Annotated in this window: 14 protein-coding genes; 3 read left to right on the top strand and 11 right to left on the bottom strand. The window is 70.8% G+C overall.

Annotation, left to right across the window (positions count from 1 at the left end):
* Positions 1–19 precede the first annotated feature (19 nt).
* The 10 genes from mltG to FHU38_RS09865 form a co-directional block, all read right to left on the bottom strand.
* Positions 20–1,615, bottom strand: coding sequence for an endolytic transglycosylase MltG (mltG, locus tag FHU38_RS09910; RefSeq protein WP_167169283.1), 1,596 nt, complete (start codon positions 1,613–1,615; stop codon positions 20–22).
* Positions 1,612–2,106, bottom strand: a complete 495-nt coding sequence (gene ruvX, locus FHU38_RS09905; protein ID WP_167169280.1) for a Holliday junction resolvase RuvX — start codon at positions 2,104–2,106, stop codon at positions 1,612–1,614. Before ruvX ends, mltG begins: the two co-directional genes overlap by 4 nt.
* Positions 2,103–4,763, bottom strand: coding sequence for an alanine--tRNA ligase (alaS, locus tag FHU38_RS09900; protein WP_167169278.1), 2,661 nt, complete (start codon positions 4,761–4,763; stop codon positions 2,103–2,105). Before alaS ends, ruvX begins: the two co-directional genes overlap by 4 nt.
* Before the next feature lie 98 nt (positions 4,764–4,861).
* Positions 4,862–5,191, bottom strand: a complete 330-nt coding sequence (locus FHU38_RS09895; RefSeq protein ID WP_167169275.1) for a hypothetical protein — start codon at positions 5,189–5,191, stop codon at positions 4,862–4,864.
* Positions 5,188–5,592 (bottom strand): DUF948 domain-containing protein, encoded by a 405-nt coding sequence (locus FHU38_RS09890; protein ID WP_009154984.1) that lies wholly within the window; start codon positions 5,590–5,592, stop codon positions 5,188–5,190. Before FHU38_RS09890 ends, FHU38_RS09895 begins: the two co-directional genes overlap by 4 nt.
* 136 nt (positions 5,593–5,728) lie before the next feature.
* Complete coding sequence (locus FHU38_RS09885) at positions 5,729–7,114, bottom strand: replication-associated recombination protein A (protein ID WP_167169272.1); 1,386 nt, start codon at positions 7,112–7,114, stop codon at positions 5,729–5,731.
* A 9-nt stretch (positions 7,115–7,123) separates the two neighbouring features.
* Positions 7,124–8,008, bottom strand: coding sequence for an SGNH/GDSL hydrolase family protein (locus FHU38_RS09880; RefSeq protein WP_390623257.1), 885 nt, complete (start codon positions 8,006–8,008; stop codon positions 7,124–7,126).
* Positions 8,009–8,327: 319 nt separating this feature from the next.
* On the bottom strand, positions 8,328–9,557 hold the full coding sequence (locus FHU38_RS09875; protein WP_167169269.1) for a phosphotransferase: 1,230 nt from the start codon (positions 9,555–9,557) through the stop codon (positions 8,328–8,330).
* 76 nt (positions 9,558–9,633) lie between these two features.
* A complete protein-coding gene (aspS, locus tag FHU38_RS09870) occupies positions 9,634–11,400 on the bottom strand; it encodes an aspartate--tRNA ligase (RefSeq protein ID WP_167169266.1) in 1,767 nt (588 codons plus the stop codon).
* Between the two features lie 218 nt (positions 11,401–11,618).
* Entirely contained in the window at positions 11,619–12,680 is a 1,062-nt protein-coding gene (locus tag FHU38_RS09865; RefSeq protein ID WP_167169262.1) for an Rv2578c family radical SAM protein, read from the bottom strand.
* A gap of 372 nt (positions 12,681–13,052) precedes the next feature.
* On the opposite strand from FHU38_RS09865, the gene FHU38_RS09860 reads away from it, so the two are divergent.
* Positions 13,053–14,447, top strand: coding sequence for a YibE/F family protein (locus FHU38_RS09860; RefSeq protein ID WP_167169260.1), 1,395 nt, complete (start codon positions 13,053–13,055; stop codon positions 14,445–14,447).
* 88 nt (positions 14,448–14,535) lie between these two features.
* Positions 14,536–14,826: a hypothetical protein gene (locus FHU38_RS09855; protein ID WP_167169257.1), complete on the top strand. Its 291-nt coding sequence runs from the start codon at positions 14,536–14,538 to the stop codon at positions 14,824–14,826.
* Here FHU38_RS09855 and FHU38_RS09850 read toward each other — a convergent pair.
* Positions 14,798–15,469: a hypothetical protein gene (locus tag FHU38_RS09850; protein WP_167169254.1), complete on the bottom strand. Its 672-nt coding sequence runs from the start codon at positions 15,467–15,469 to the stop codon at positions 14,798–14,800. The genes FHU38_RS09855 and FHU38_RS09850 overlap by 29 nt on opposite strands.
* 223 nt (positions 15,470–15,692) lie before the next feature.
* Here FHU38_RS09850 and FHU38_RS09845 point away from each other — a divergent pair, with 223 nt between their 5' ends.
* Positions 15,693–16,541 carry a peptidylprolyl isomerase gene (locus FHU38_RS09845; RefSeq protein ID WP_167169251.1) on the top strand — a complete coding sequence of 283 codons (849 nt, stop codon included), beginning with the start codon at positions 15,693–15,695 and terminating at the stop codon, positions 16,539–16,541.
* Positions 16,542–16,544 lie beyond the last annotated feature (3 nt).

Here is a 16,544-nt window from a genome sequence, read left to right as displayed (position 1 = left end):
CGCCGCCCGGCACCTGGCGTCAGTAGACCCCACGGTTCCTCGCGTCTTCGGCCTTGCGGTCGTGCTCGGCCTGCGTGGTCGAGAAGCACGACAGCCCGTTGGTCTCGCACTTCACGAAGTACAGGTAGTCACCGTCGGCCGGGTCCTGTGCCGCCTTGATCGCCTCCGCGCTCGGCGCGGAGATCGGCGTCGGCGGCAGGCCGTAGTTGCGGTAGGTGTTGTAGGGCCCTTCTCGCGCGCGGTCCTCGCCGGTCGTGCGCACTTCCGGCCGGTCGAGCACGTAGTTCACGGTGGAGTCGAGGCCGAGGTGCATCCGGATGTCCAGCCGGTTGTAGATCACGCGCGCGACCTTGCCGAAGTCGTGCTCCACCCCCTCCCGTTCCACCAACGACGCGATGATCAACACCTGGTAGGGGCTGTGCGGGGTGCTTCCCGCACCGTCGGGAAGTCCGGCCGCCTGCATCCGGACGTTGGACACCCGCAGCACCTCCGACAACAAGGTGCGCGCGTCCCAGCCCGGCCGCACGTCGTACACGCCTGGAGCGATGAGGCCCTCCAGCCTTCGCCTTGGGTCGGCCTCGGCCGCCGGGCCCGCCGCCCACGAAGGCACCCCGAGCTCGGCGAGGTCGGTGGTGGCGGCGACCTCGCGCAGCCGCTGCGGCCGCACACAGGTGCTCTTGCCGTTCAGTTCCGCGCACGAGGCCTTGGACAGCAGCGAGAACACGCCCGGTGTCACCGAGCCGTCGGGCTGGGTGATGTCGTCGAGCTGTGTGCCCGCGCGTAGCTGAAGCTGTCCCACGCGCGCTTCGTCCTGCACCAGGCGTGCCACCGCGTCGGTGCCTGGCAGCTTCGTCTTGACCACGTAGTAGCCGGGCTGGATGCCCAGCACCCGCTGGTCGTCCTCGCTGGCCGCGACGAACGCCTCCGCGCTGGCCACCACGTCTAGCTCCGCAAGCTTCGTCGCGATCGCCCGGGTCGAGTCACCTTCCTCGACCTGCAGCAGGACATCCGTTTCGCCGGGGCCGTCATAGTCCGCGTAGCCGAACCCGAGCAGCTCGCGGGCACCGTAGTAGGCACCGCCCGCCAGCAGCACCAGCACCGTCAACGCCGCCAGCCAGCCGAGGAACCGCCTGCCGTGCCGGGCCTGCCGTCCCGTTTCCGGCTCGTCCTCGTCGCCGCGCGGCAGCTCACGCTCGTCGTCGGCGGGGCCATCGGGATCGTCACCTGCGGCATCGGCGTCGATGAGGTCGTCGTAGGCCTCGTCGAGATCCAGCTCGAGAACGTCGGTGGGATTCTCGTCCACGGGCACGCCGTCATTGGGCGAGCGCCTGCGCCGCGGCCGCTGGTCGGCACGGCGGGCGGGTGGCCGGGGCGCACGTTCCACCGGCGGTGGGCCCGGTGGAACGACACGTTCGTCGGCACGCCGGGGCGGCCGAGGAGCCGGTGCTGGTTCCGACAGGCTGCGCCGTCCTCGCCTTCCCGCGGAGCGGCGCGGAACCTGCTGGTCACCGGGGCCACCGCGCTGCGGAGGTTCCTGTGACATGCCTCGGTCGGTCGGCGCCGACCGCTGCGGCGGCTGCGCGGCGCGCCTGCGACCGTCATGAGGAGAGGTCATCGTCGGGTCTCCCCCCTCGCCAATGCGGCGCTCCTGGCGTCCAGCCAGCCCTGCAGGATCTCCACCGCCGCGGCCTGGTCCACGACCGCGCGCTGCTTGCGGCCCTTGACACCGCGCTGCGACAGCATCCGGCTGGCGCTGACGGTGGTGAGCCGCTCGTCGGCCAGCCGGACCGCGACCGGCGCGATCCGACCCGCGAGGCGTTCGGCGTAGTCGGCGGCCGTCGCCGCGGCGGCGCCGTGCCGGTCGGCCAGCGTTCTCGGCAGTCCCACGATCACCTCGACCACCTCATTCTCGGTGACAATCCGGGCCAACTCGTCGAGATCGCTGTCGTCGTCCGCATCACGCGACAGGGTAACGAGCGGTGTCGCGAGGATCGGAGCGGGATCGCTCAGCGCGACACCGACCCGCACGGAACCCACGTCGACGGCAAGCCTGCGACCGACCCCCGGGTCGTCCTCACCCGGGCGGTCAGGGCGGATATCGCTCACCCTGCCGCTACGGCGCCTCGCAGCGCGCCGATGGCCTGCTCGACGCCGGCGGGGTTGGTGCCACCGCCCTGCGCCATGTCCGCCTTGCCGCCACCGCGACCGCCGACAGCCTGGGCGAATGACGGCACCAGCTTGCCCGCGGCAAGGCCCTTGTCCCGCGCCGCCGCCGTGGTGGCGACGACGAAGCTGACCTTCTCACCCGACGGCGCGAACAGCGCAACCACACCCGGCCGTGAACCCAGCCGGTTGCGGACCTCTCCGGTGAGCGCGCGAAGAGCGCCCGCGTCGACGTCGCCGTCGAGCTTCTCGGCCACGACAGCGATGCCATCGACGTCTCGCGCCCGCTCGGCCAGCGAACCCGCCGACCCGAGCACCTGCTGCGTGCGCAGCCGCTCGATCTCCTTCTCCGCGTTGCGCAACCGGGTGAGCACATCCTCGATCCGGCCTGGCAGTTGTTCGGTAGGGACCTTGAGCGTGCCCGCGAGCTGCGAAACCAGCAGCTGCTCCTTACGCACATGCCGCAGCGCGTCGGTGCCGACAAGGGCCTCCACGCGGTGCACTCCCGAACCGATCGAGGCGTCACTGACCAGCTTCACCAGTCCCAGCTCGCCGATACGACCGACATGCGTCCCGCCGCACAGTTCGCGGGAGTAGTCGCCCATGTCGACCACGCGCACCCTGTCGCCGTACTTCTCGCCGAACAACGCGATGGCGCCCAGCTCCAGCGCCTTGTCCTTGGTGGTGGTGTAGGCCTGCACCTCGACGTCGCTTTGCAGGTAGTCGTTGACCTCCTCCTCCACCGAGGTCAGCAGGTCGGCCGACACGGAGCCGGGGGTGGTGAAGTCGAACCGCATCCGGCCGGGGGAGTTGAGCGAACCTGCCTGCGCCGCGCGCCTGTCGTACGCGCCGCGCACAGCGGCGTGCACCAGGTGAGTGGCCGAGTGCGAGCGCGCGATGGCGGATCTGCGGGTGGCGTCCACGGAGGCGACCAGCTCGGTGTCCAGCGCGACCTCGCCGCCGACCACCTCGACCCGGTGCACGAACAGGCCGGGCACCAGCTTCTGCACGTCCAGCACATTCAGCTCGACACCGTGGCCGACGAGCACGCCGGTGTCGGCGATCTGGCCACCGCTTTCGGCGTAGAACGGGGTGCGGTCGAGCACCAACTCCGCCGTGTGTCCCTCACCGACCACGGCGGCGGGCCGACCGTCCTCCAGCAGCGCGATGACCCTGGCTGTTGCCTGCAGGTCGGTGTAACCGAGGAACTCGGTCTCCCCGTGTTGCTCCAGCACCTTGCGGTAGGCGGAGAGGTCGCCCCGGCCGGTCTTGCGGGCGGCCGCGTCGGCCTTGGCACGCTGCCGCTGCTGCTCCATCAGCGTGCGGAAGCCTTGCTCGTCGACCGAAAGGCCCTGCTCTTCGGCCATCTCCAGCGTCAGGTCGATGGGGAAACCGTAGGTGTCGTGCAGTTGGAAGGCCTTGTCGCCCGCCAGCATCGTGCCACCGGAGCGGCGGGTCTCCTCGGCGGCCAGGTCGAAGATGCGCGAACCGCTGGTGAGAGTGGCAAGGAAGGTCTCCTCCTCCACGCGCATCACGTCGCTGATGCGGTCGAAGTCGCGCGCCACCTCCGGGTAGGACGGTGCCATGGCGTCACGCACCACCGCGGCGAACTCCGGCAGTACGGGCTCGTGCACCCCGAGCAACCGCACCGAGCGCACGATACGGCGCAGCAGCCTGCGCAGCACGTACCCTCTCGCCTCGTTGCCGGGGGTGACGCCGTCGGCGATGAGCATGGCGCCGGAACGGGCGTGGTCGGCGATGACCCGGAAGCGAACGTCGTCGGCGTGGTCGGCCCCGTAGCGGCGCCCTGAGAACTCCTCCGCCCGCGCGATCACCGGCCGCACCAGGTCGGTCTCGTACACGTTGGCGACACCTTGCAGCAGGTAGGCGACCCGCTCCACCCCCATGCCGGTGTCGATGTTCTTCCTCGGCAGCTCACCGACGACCGGGTGGCCCTTCTTCGGGCTGCCCTCGCCTCGGATGTCCTGCATGAACACGAGGTTCCAGATCTCGAGGTAGCGGTCCTCGTCCACGACGGGGCCGCCCTCCCTGCCGAACTCGGGACCGCGGTCGTAGTAGATCTCCGAGCACGGCCCACCGGGGCCAGGCACCCCCATGTCCCAGTAGTTGTCCTCGGCGCCACGGAACTGGATGCGTTCCGACGGCAGGCCCGCGACCTCGCGCCACAGCGCGGCGGTCTCGGCGTCGTGCTCGTAGACGGTGGCCCACAGCCGGTCGGGGTCGAACCCGAACCCGCCCTCGTCCTGGGAGCTGGTGATCAGTTCCCAGGCTCGCTCGATGGCGCCCTCCTTGAAGTAGTCGCCGAAGGAGAAGTTGCCCGCCATCTGGAAGAACGTGTTGTGCCGGGTGGTCTTGCCGACCTCGTCGATGTCGCCGGTGCGCACGCATTTCTGCACGCTGGTGGCGCGAGGGTAGGGCGGCGGCACCTCGCCGAGGAAGTACGGCTTGAACTGCACCATGCCCGCGTTGACGAACAGCAGGGTCGGGTCGTCCAGGATCAGCGAGGCGCTGGGAACCCTGGTGTGACCGTGCTTTTCGAAGTAGTCAAGAAACCGCTTGTTGATCTCGTGTGTTTCCACTGGCTTTCCTCGGGAATGGGCTCGTCGGCACGCTCACCGGTGCCCGAGCCGGGATCGGGGACGGCTGCGGCGGAGGGCGTACCGGAAGGCTTCCCGGTTCAGCTCTCCGCCCGGCGCGCTCGCCGCGCGCGCGGCTGCGAGGCGGAGTGCCTCCCACCCCGCTCGATCGCCGCCTGGCGCGTGGCGCCCCGCCGTACCGGCAGGCCACTGCGCTGTTCCACGATGTCGTTCAGCTCGGTCTCCCGCTCGCTCATTCCGGCACGGACATCCGCGCCGAAGGCACCGATGGCGCTCGCGAGCTCACTCACGGCGTCACCTACGTTCGAGGCTAACCCCGCGGGAGTGGCTTGACGAGCCGCCTGACCGGCCTTGCGGGTGAGCGCCACCCCGGTGGCGACACCGACACCGAGCCAGAACAGCCTCCTCATCCCCTACCGCCCTTCCGGCGGCGGCGGGAGTGCCTACCCTCGCCGTCCTTGCCCTTGCGGCGCGCCCGCACGGCCTTGGTGATGCCGTACGACAGCGCGGCCGTCTTGACCAGCGGCCCGCCGAGCGTGGCCGTGAACACCGACGACAGCGCCGACACGTTACCCGAGACGGCCTGCGCGTTCGCCGTGATGCCGTCCACTCGCTCCAACTGGGTGTTGACGTGCGTGATCGTGTCGTTGGCCCCGTGCAGCAACGGGTCGGTGTTCTCGTGTGCCTTGCGGATGGCGATCGTGGCCTCGTCGAGCGTGCGGCCGAGCTTGACCAACGCGATCGCCGCGAACAACACCAGCAACACGAAGGCGCCCGCGGCGATCAACGCGGCGATCTGCCCTGCCGACACGTGCCCTCCTAAGGTTCGGTGACGACGCCGATTCGGGCGTCAGGCTACCGCGCGTCGTCGGCCGAGCCCGGAGCGCCCTGCCGGTCGTTGACCACATGGTGTTCACGCACCTCGCGAGACACCACGGCCACACCCGTCACGGCTGTCGCGGCTGGTGCGCGCGCACGGTTCGGCGCAGCTTGGGCACCCGCTCGGCCAGTGCACGTTCCGCCCCGCGCTGGGTCGGGGTGTAGTAGTCCGTGCCGACCAGTTCGTCGGGCGGGTACTGCTGGGCGAGCACGCCTTCGGTGGCATCGTGTGGGTAGCGATACCCGGTGGAATTGCCCAGCCGGGTGGCGCCCGCGTAGTGGCCGTCGCGCAGGTGCGGCGGCACCGTGCCCACCCGGCCCGACCGCACGTCGGCGAGGGCGGCGTCGATGGCGGTGATGACGGCGTTCGACTTGGGCGCCGTGGCGAGGTGCACGGTGGCCTGCGCCAACGCCAGCCTGCCCTCCGGCATGCCGATGAACTGCACGGCGCTGGCGGCGGCGACCGCGGACTGCAGCGCGGTGGGGTCGGCCATACCGATGTCCTCACTGGCGTGCACGACGAGGCGTCTTGCGATGAACCGGGGGTCCTCCCCCGCTTCGATCATGCGGGCAAGGTAGTGCAGCGCCGCGTCGACGTCGGAGCCCCTGATCGACTTGATGAACGCGCTGGTCACGTCGTAGTGCTGGTCACCGTCCCGGTCGTAGCGCACGGCGGCCTTGTCCACACACGACTCGACGGTGGCCAGCTCGATGGTGCCGTGGTCGGTGGCCGACGCCGCGTCGGCGGCGGCCTCCAGTGCGGTCAGCGCCCTGCGGGCATCCCCCGCGGCCAACCGAACCAGGTGGTCCAGTGCCTCGTCGGTGACCTGGAACCGGCAGGCCAACCCGCGCTGCTCGGTCAACGCGCGGGCGAGCACGTCGCGGATGTCGTCATCGGTCAGTGGGCGCAGTTGCAGCACAAGCGAACGCGACAGCAACGGCGCCACCACCGAGAACGAGGGATTCTCGGTGGTGGCGGCCACGAGCAGCACCGTGCGGTCCTCCACCGCGCCCAGCAGCGCGTCCTGCTGAGTCTTGGAGAAGCGGTGCACCTCGTCGATGAACAGCACGGTGTCCTCGCCGTTGTAGCGGCGGCGACGCTTGGCCTCCTCGATCACACCGCGGACTTCCTTCACCCCGGCCGACAGCGCCGACAGCGCGACGAACCGTCTGCCGGTGGCCGTGGAGACCAGATTGGCCAGGGTGGTCTTTCCGGTGCCGGGAGGGCCGTGCAGCAGCACCGACGCCGGGGCGGCGCCCTCCACGAGCCTGCGCAGCGGCGCGCCGTCGGTGAGCAGATGCCGCTGCCCCACGACCTCGTCCAGGGTGCGGGGCCGCATCCGCACCGCGAGTAGCGCGCCTGGCGGCGGCGGCTGCGGCCGTGGGGCCCGGTCCGGCTGCTCCGGCGGCGGGGCCACGTCCGGGTTCACCGTGAACAGTTCGTCTTGGTGCACACCCCGACGTTAGCCCGGGGCACCGACGGCCGGGGCCGCCCCGTCCGTGGCGGAGCCCGTGGCCGTCGGTGCGCTGTCGTGGGCCTGTCGCGGCAGGCGGCTCGCGGACAGCGACGCCCGGGTTCGGCTCGCCGCGGACCTGAGCATGATCCCGGCGGCGTGGGGAACCAGGTCACGACCCCGCCGCCACAGCCAAGGCACACCACGGGTGATCAGCCAGCCGAGATGGTCGACGGTCGTGGTGGTGGCGCCACCGGAGCAGGTAAGGCTGACCGGCGCGGTGACCGCGAAGCCCACCGTGCGCAGCCGCTCGGTGAACGCCCTCGCCAGCAGCCGGTGCCCGAGCTCGGACGGGTGCAGCCGGTCCACGCTCCACGACGTGAGGTCGTAGGTACCCGGCAGGGAGTCAAGATCGACACACGGGACGCCCGCCGCCCGCACCGCGGCATCGACGGCGATGTTGAGTTCGGCGATCCGGTCGCGCAACGCCCGGCGCAGTGGCGCGGGCAGTCGGAAAACCCTGCCGTGGTCGTGGAACCGCACGGCCACGGGCACGGTGCCCACGGCGACGAGCTCGGCGAGCACACCGTGCAGGTCGCTGGCGACCGCATGCGGGTCGAAGTCGGAACGCAACGTGTCGTTCATGCCCGCTACCACGAGGGCGACATCGGCACGGTGGGCGAGGGCGGCCGGTAGTTGATCGCGGAGCACGCAGCGAACGCGCGCACCGGTGAAGGAGCAGTTCAGGTACCCGTCGGGCGCGATACCGAGGGCGCCGGCGACGAGCGGCCCGACACCTCTCCACGTCCCGTCGGCCATCGGGTCGCCGAGGCCGACCGCCGTCGAATCACCGACCACCACCAGTCGCCGCGCCGGGCGAATGTCGCTTGGCACGTGGATGACGATGGAGTACGTGGGCTCACCGGCGGTGATGCCGGGGTAACGCCGTCAGGACGGTACGGCGAACGATCGGTGCCAGTGCGGGTCCGCCCCTCGCCTGCCACGGCCTCGCCACCAAGGCCCCGCAGTGTCCGTCCCGCAGTGTCCGTCCCGCAGTGTCCGCCCGCTCGTCCGACGCATCCCGCCCGCACGGCCGTGCGGAGCCACTCACCAGCCCGCCCCGGGGGAGCCGGAACGCCGGACCCACGGGCCGCAACGCAGAACTCACAGGCGAGAACGCAGGACTCGCGGACCGGAGCGGGGGACTCGCGGTTCAGCGGAACGCCGGGTACAGCGCGAGCGCGAGCTTCGGGCCGAAGCGCGCATCGAGCGCGCTCGCGACGGTCGCGGCGTGCTCGGCCACGGCATCGGCACCACCACGCTCGGCGTACTGGGCGAGGTCGCGCCACCAGGTGACCAGGGCTGCGGCCCGGCTGCTCGGCGAGGCCGACCGCACTCCGGTGAGGCCGGGCAGGTCCCGCCAGGTCGCCAGCCATACCTGCACCAGTTGCGTGTCCAGCAGGTAGGCGGCCAGGGTTTCGTCGTCAGCCAGTGAGGGCCACAATTGGACCACCTCGGCGCGCCATGCGGCGACCATCGCCTCACTCATCCCCGCGGGCAGCGCCAGCGGGTCCGGGCTGGAAGCGAACGGCACCCGCAGGTGAGCGGCGTCCGCGAGCGCGCTGCGGACCCTGCCGCGCTCGAAATCGAGGAACCGGACTCCGCCGCTGGTGACCAGGTTGTTGTCCGGCCACAGGTCCACCGGGCTGAACGCGCGGTAGCACGCCGACCTGGCGTGCTCGCCCGCCCGCTCCACCGCGTCACGCACCGGCTCGGGCGTGGACACGCCGAAGTTGTCCCGAAGCAACACGGTCAGCTCGGTGACGGCCTCGAACGGCAGCGCGTCGTCGCCGAGGCCGGTGTCAGCGCCTTCGCCACGCCAGCCGTCTTCGACCCTGCCCTTGCCGCTCAGCCTACGCAGCAGCGCGTTGAAATCGGCCTCCCGGCTCGCGGTGGCCGAATGCATCCTGCCGAGCGAGCGCGCCCAGGACAACAGTGCGGTTTCGGCGGCCCGACTGTCGCCGCTACGCAGCTTGTCCTGCAGGGTGGGGGCGCGACCGAGATCGTCGATCACCAGGATCCGCTGCTCGCCGTTGTGCGCCAGCAACTCGGGGCACATGCGTTCCTCCGGCGGCAGCGCCGTGAACAGCTGGTAGCTGGCGGCCTCCCTGGCGAACGGGTCCGGCCCGCCGGGAGGTGGCGACCCGGGGTAGTGCTTGATGACGAGTGTGCGGGGCAGCGCGAACGAGGACGAGGCCACCCGCGCCCTGACCACGGTGGCGGGACCGCTGCCCGCGAGGTCCTCGGCGTCGACAAGGCGGACCGAACTACCGAAGCGTTGCGCGAGAACCGACTCCGCGGCCGCGACCGCGGAGTCGACAGGTAGCGGTTTCTCTCCTGCTCCGACCGGCGAGTCGTCGGTAGAGGAGGCATCCACAATCATTGTTCACGACCCTACTAGTGAAGGAGTGACGCTGACCAGGAGGTGATCGCCCGCGCTGCGGCTCGTGCGGGAGGCGCTACGCGCGCTGCTTCGGCTTGGCGTCGACACCGGCTTCCTTGCGCTGCTCCGCCGTGATAGGCGCGGGTGCGCCGGTCAGCGGGTCGTCGCCACCGCCGGTCTTCGGGAAGGCGATCACGTCACGCAGCGACTCCGACCCGGACAGTAGCATCACGATCCGGTCCCAGCCGAACGCGATGCCGCCGTGCGGTGGGGCACCGTACCCGAAGGCGTCGAGCAGGAATCCGAACTTCTCCTCCGCCTCCGCCTCGGAGATGCCCATCACCTCGAAGACCCGCTTCTGCACGTCGACTCGATGGATACGGATCGAGCCGCCGCCGATCTCATTGCCGTTGCACACGACGTCGTAGGCGTAGGCGAGCGCGTTGCCGGGGTCGGTCTCGAACTTGTCGATCCATTCCGGGGTGGGTGAGGTGAACGCGTGGTGCAGCGCGGTCCATCTGCCGGAGCCGATCGCGACATCGTCGGTCTCCTCGGCTGGCTCGAACAGCGGCGCGTCCACGACCCACACGAACGACCACGCGGCGTCTTCGATCAGGCCGAGCCGGTGCGCGATCTCCACGCGCGCCGCGCCGAGCAGGTGCCGGGCGTCCTTGGCGCTGCCCGCCGCGAAGAACACGCAGTCGCCCGGCCGTGCGCCCACCGCGTCCGCGAGGCGGGCCCGCTCGTGCTCGGCGAGGTTCTTGGCGACCGGACCGCCGAGCGTGCCGTCCTCGCCGACCAAGACGTAGGCCAGCCCCTTGTGGCCACGTTGCCGCGCCCAGTCCTGCCACGCGTCCAGTTGGCGCCGCGGCTGGTCGCCCCCGCCGGGCATCACCACCGCGCCCACGTAGGGGGCTTGGAAGACCCGGAACGGGGTGTCGGCGAAGAACTCGGTCAGCTCGGTGAGCTCGAGACCGAACCGCAGGTCGGGCTTGTCGGTGCCGTACTTGGCCATGGCCTCGGCGTAGGTGATGCGCGGAAAGGGCGTGGGAACTTCCACCCCGACGAGCCGCCACAGCGCGGCCAGCACACGCTCGCTGAGCGCGATCACGTCGTCCTGCTCGACGAAGCTCATCTCAATGTCGAGCTGGGTGAACTCGGGCTGCCGGTCCGCGCGGAAGTCCTCGTCCCGGTAGCAGCGGGCGATCTGGTAGTACCGCTCGAGGCCGCCGACCATGAGCAACTGTTTGAACAGCTGCGGCGACTGCGGCAGCGCGTACCACGAACCAGGGCGCAGCCGGGCGGGCACCACGAAGTCCCTGGCCCCCTCCGGCGTGGAGCGCGTCAGCGTCGGCGTCTCGACCTCGACGAAGCCCTGTTCGTGGAGCACCTCGCGCGCGACGCGGTTGACCTCGCTGCGAAGCCGCATGGCCTGCGCCGGTCCGCTGCGGCGCAGGTCGAGGTAGCGGTACTTCAACCTGGTCTCCTCACCGACGTCGATCCGGTCGTCGATGGGGAACGGCAGCACCGCCGACTCCGACAGCACCGCCAGGTCGGTGACGAGCACCTCGATGTCACCGGTCGCGATGTCGGGGTTCTCGTTGCCCTCCGGCCTTCGGGCCACCTCGCCGACCACCCGCAGGCAGTACTCGGCCCGCAGGTGGTGCGCCCGCTCGGCCATCTCACCTTCGCGGAAAACCACCTGTGCCACACCGCTGGCGTCCCGCAGGTCGACGAAGATCACCCCGCCGTGGTCGCGCCGCCGAGCCACCCAGCCGGTGAGGGTGACGGTCTGGCCAACGTGCTCGGCACGCAGGGTGCCGGCGTCGTGGGTGCGAAGCACTTCGCGGGATCCTCTCGAAAGCGGTGGTCGGGTCTGTTTGGTCGGTCATTGCCCCGACCGCACAGGTTAACGAACCTGCCCGGGTCCGACGCCACCAGGTTTCCCGTCCCGACCACCCGACTCCTCACCGACCGTGAACACGTCCTCGCACGAGGAACCACGATCACCTGAGGCGCACACCACGCCGACTCGCCCCACCGCACCGGGAACCGCGAGGCTCACAGCAAGCTCAACTGGCCTCCTTCCCCGCCCGTTCGCGCGCCCTCCCCCTCCGGCACGCTGCCGCCGGGCCAATCGGCCTCGTCATCGCCGGGTACGCCGCGCTCCTGTCCCCCGGAACGCGGTGCCAACCCGTGGCGCCGCAGCAGCGGCGTCACCGTGGCTGCGAGCCAGCGCCGGTACCCGGCACCGACATAGCTGCCCCGCCCGTACAGTTCGCGGTAGCGCGACACCAGCTCGGGATGCTCGTGGGCGAGCCATCGGCCGAACCACTCACGCGCCCCAGGACGCAGGTGCAGCGGGATCACGGTGGCCCCGGTGGCGCCCGCGTCGGCCACAGCCGCCAGCAACCCGTCCAGCGCCGCAGGCGAATCGGTGAGGCCGGGCAGCACCGGCGCCACGAACACCCCGCACGGCAGCCCCGCGTCCCGTGCCCTGCGCACCAGTTCCAGCCTCGCCTGCGGGCTCGGCGTGCCGGGTTCCAGTGCGCGCTGCAAGTCCCTGTCCAGCAGCGCGATCGAAACCCCCAGCCCGACCGGCACGTCCGCGCTGACCGCGGCGAGCAGCGGCAGGTCGCGGGTGAGCACCGTGCCCTTGGTCAGGATCGAGAACGGCGTACCCGACCGTGCCAGCGCCGTGATGATCCCCGGCATGAGCCGGTACTTGCCCTCCGCACGCTGGTAGGGATCGGTGTTGGTGCCCATCGCCACGTGCTCGCGGGCCCACCCGGGCCTGCGCAACTGGGCGGCGAGCACATCGGGTGCGTTGACCTTCACCACCACCTGGCTGTCGAAGTCCGCACCCGCATCGAGGTCGAGGTAGGTGTGCGTGTTGCGAGCGAAGCAGTAGCGGCAGGCGTGCGAGCACCCGCGGTAGGGGTTGACCGTCCATCGAAACGGCACCCCGGACGCCGCGGGCACTTTGTTGAGCACCGATCGGGCGCGGACCTCGTGGAAGGTCACGCCCGCGAACTCCGGGGACCGCACCGACCGGATCAGCCCGGAGACCCCGAACAGCGACTGCTCGCCGCTGCCCTCGACTCGCTGGTTGTCCCACCTCACGATATCGAGTCGAACACACGTTCGAATCATTGTCAACTGGGCGGGAAAGCCTGTTGCCCGACCGGGTAACCGGCGACCGGCCGACCAGGCTCCACTCCAGGAGGCGGGCAACGAACTCGGCGGCGTGCGGATACGCCGCGGGTGCTCACGTCCGACCCCCAGCCGGACGTGAGCACCCGTGACCACGCCGCCACCGCAACGCCCGCCACGACCTCGACCGCCACCGCCGCGCCGCTCGAGCGGCGCTGCGGCCGTGCGCGGCGACGTCCTCGGTGACCTCCGACGTAACGCGAACTGCTCCGGTTCCGCGGCCTTGGCGCGCACAATCCACCTGGCCGCCCGCCGGGCACCGCCGTGCCAGAAGATGACCCGGTGCCCCGCGACAGCACCGACGACGAAACCCGACCGATCCCGCGCGTGCCAGGTGAACCGGCCGCGTCCACACGACGCCGCCGCCCCACACGGGCACCACTGGAGCCCAAGGCACCCGAACGGCCCGCCGAAAACCCCACCCCGAGGGGCCACGGGCACGGGCATGGGCACGGGCATGGCCACGGGTCCGCGGACCCCGCCTCCCGGCGGGTCCGCACGCTGCTGCTGGCGTTGCTCTCCCCGCTCGCGCTAGCCGCGCTCGTCGGTGTGGTCGTGCTCTACCCGTGGGGTGAGCAGACGCCGGTTGGCGGCCACTCGGTCGGTGTCCCTGTCACCGGTGACGTCGTCTCGGCTCAGGCAGGTCCCTGTCTGAGCCCCGGACAGGTGCAGGTCGGCGAACCACCCGCGGACGACAAGCGGTGCCTCACCGTGGAGGTCGCACTCACCAGCGGCCCAGGGCAGGGTGCCCGCATCAGCAAGACGATGCCGATCGAACCCACCACCCCGCGCTTCGCGGTGGGCGATGCGGTGGTGCTGTCCTACAGCGGCACCGCGGCGCCCGCGGCAGGCGACCCCGGTTCGTACCAGATCCAGGACTTCCAGCGGGGCACACCGCTGTTGCTGCTGGCGGGGCTGTTCGCGCTGGCCGTGCTGGCGCTGGGCCGCTGGCAGGGGCTGGCGGCACTCACCGCACTGGCACTGAGTTTCGCGGTGCTCGCCCTGTTCATCCTGCCCGCCATACTCGCGGGTGAGGACCCGCTGCTGGTGGCAGTCTCCGGAGCCGGGGTCATCATGTTCGGCGCGCTGTACCTGACCCACGGTTTCTCGGCGCGCACATCGGTCGCAGTGCTTGGCACCCTGGTCAGCCTCGCCCTTATCGGCCTGATCTCGGCCGCGTTCTCGGCATTCACCTCGCTGACCGGCCTCGACTCCGACAGCACCACGCTCATCGCGTCACTGGGCCACGGCATCGACACGCGCGGACTGCTGCTGGCCGGTGTGGTCATCGGCGCGCTGGGCGTACTGGACGACGTGACCGTCACCCAGGCCAGCGCGGTGTGGGAACTGCGCAGGGCGAATCCGGCTCAGAGCAGGCGGGAGTTGTACGCCTCGGCGCTGCGCATCGGCCGCGACCACGTCGGCTCTGCGGTGAACACCCTCGTGCTCGCCTACGCGGGAGCGGCGCTGCCGGTGCTGCTGGTGTCCATGTTGTCCGGCGTCGGGCTGGGCTTCGTACTCGGCTCCCAGGACATCGCGCAGGAGATCGTGCGCACGCTGGCTGGCAGCATCGGGATCGTGGCCTCGGTGCCGGTGACGACACTGTTGGCGACGTTCATCGCGGAGCGGGAACCGAGCCCCGGAGGTGACCCCAACAGCCCCATCGGTGCGCAGTAGTCACAGTCTTCCCAGGTACATGCCCCGAGACGGCGGCGAGGGCGCTCGTGGGGTACGAAGTTGGCCGGACATCGAGCCAGGAGGGGTCATGCACGGCTCAGCGTTGACACACCCGCGCGCCGCGCTCGCGACCGCCCGCCGCGCGGGCTGTTCCGTTCGCTCGGCGGTCGCGGCGCTCCCGAGGATCGCCGCGCTGCTCGGCGAACTCACCGAGACCGGACGGCAACTGGAACGCCTCAGCACGTTCGCCGCAGGGGAACTACCCGAGATCATCCACCAGTTGGAAGGTATGCGGCGGCAACTGAGCGCCATCGAACGGCGGCTCGACGCGGCGGCCGTCACCGCGGCCACTACTCCAGACTCGCGACGAACCGGCTGACCGCGTCCATGCTGAACCGCTGCGCCAGCTTTCCGGCCGGTGCGGCGGAAGCCAGCCGGTACAGTGGCCGGTCCGCGGCGGCGTCACCGCGCGCCTCCGCGCGCAACTGCGCCACCAGCAACTGCGAGAACACGATCCCGTTGGCGCTGGTGTTGTTCACCACGGCGTCGGCGAGCCCGCGCAGCGCGAGAATGCCCAGTTCTCGCCCCCCGGTGCCCGCGTAGACAGCGACGTCGATCTTGACGGCGCGACCCCGCCTGCCCGAGTTCACCAGCAGGCTCACCGTGCGGGTGCCGCGCACGTCGGTGACCAGCAGGTCGATCGCCGAGGCCGTGACGAGATCGACACGGCGCGTCCGGAAGGTGCGCACCAGCACGGTGTTGCCCTCCAGCCAGAGCCGCCGCCGCGAGTTGTACGCCACCAGGTACAGCAGTGGTAGCGCCACGACCGCGGCCACCGACAGACCGACGAGCTGCCCGCCGAGCAGGCCCGCCACCCCGCCGAACGCGGCGCCGAAGATCACGACACCGACGAGCCCGGAGATCGCCCTGCGACGGCGCAGCTTCGGATCGTCGCCGTAGAGCGCGATCCGCTCCGGCCGCGGCGCGGGTGACGGTTCCGCCGGTCGCGGCTCACCCGTCATCGCGACCCCCGGTCGCGGCCGAGTTCGCCAGCTGCCGCCCAGCGGCGAGCAGCCGGCGGTCCGATCGCCACGCGCCGACACCGAACCCGACGACGAGCACGAAACCTCCTCCTGGCGGCTGGGTGCGGATCAGCCTAGCGGCCCCTGTACGGGGTTCTCACAGACAGTGCCCATAGACTGCCGCCACGGCAGCGGGTCCGTCGAGACAATTGCGGGAGGGCAGGTGGCGACCAACCAGCAGCGCCGGGAGGCCGCGAAGCGCAAGCTGGAGCGGCAGCTCGCACGCAGGGCCGAACGGGCGAGGCGGCGCAGGATCATCGGGGTCGGCGTCACCGTGGGTGCCGTGGTCGTCGTCGCAGGCCTGGTCCTGATCCTGGTGACGCGTGGTGACGACAACGCGCAGGCCAACGCACCGTCGTCGAGCTCGCCGGCCACCCAAGACATCAACATCCCGACCCAGCGCGTCGCCGCGCCGAAACGGCCGCAGCCGCTGCCCAACCCGACCACATGCGATTACCCCTCCTCCGGCGAGGCGGCCAAGCCGGTCGACAAACCGAAGGCCGAGGCGGTGCCGTCCAAGGGCACGGTCAAGGTGACCCTGAAGAGCACGGCAGGCGACATCCCGCTCGAACTGGACAGGTCGCTGGCGCCGTGCACCGTCAACAGCTTTGTCAGCCTGGCGCAGCAGGGCTACTACACCGACAGCACCTGCCACCGCATCGGCACGCAGGGCCTGCAGATGCTGCAGTGCGGTGACCCGACGGGCTCCGGCAGCGGAGGACCCGGCTACACCGTCCCCGACGAACTGTTCGAAGGGCTCAGCTACGGCCGCGGCATCCTGGCCATGGCCAACACGGGCGCCCCGAACACCGGGGGCGGCCAGTTCTTCATGGTGTACGGCGACGCCGCGCTCTCCCCGGACTACACGGTGTTCGGCACCATCACCGACGAGGGCCTCAAGGTGATCGACAAGGTGGCCCGCGCCGGTCACGACGGCAGCTTCGACCCGCAACCCGGTGGCGGCAAACCCAACATGGACGTGACCTTCACCGACGTCGTCGTGAAATCCTGACCG

Origin of the sequence: Saccharomonospora amisosensis (assembly GCF_011761185.1) — a bacterium.
GTDB lineage: Bacteria > Actinomycetota > Actinomycetes > Mycobacteriales > Pseudonocardiaceae > Saccharomonospora_A > Saccharomonospora_A amisosensis.
This window is presented reverse-complemented; position numbering and strand designations above follow the sequence as displayed.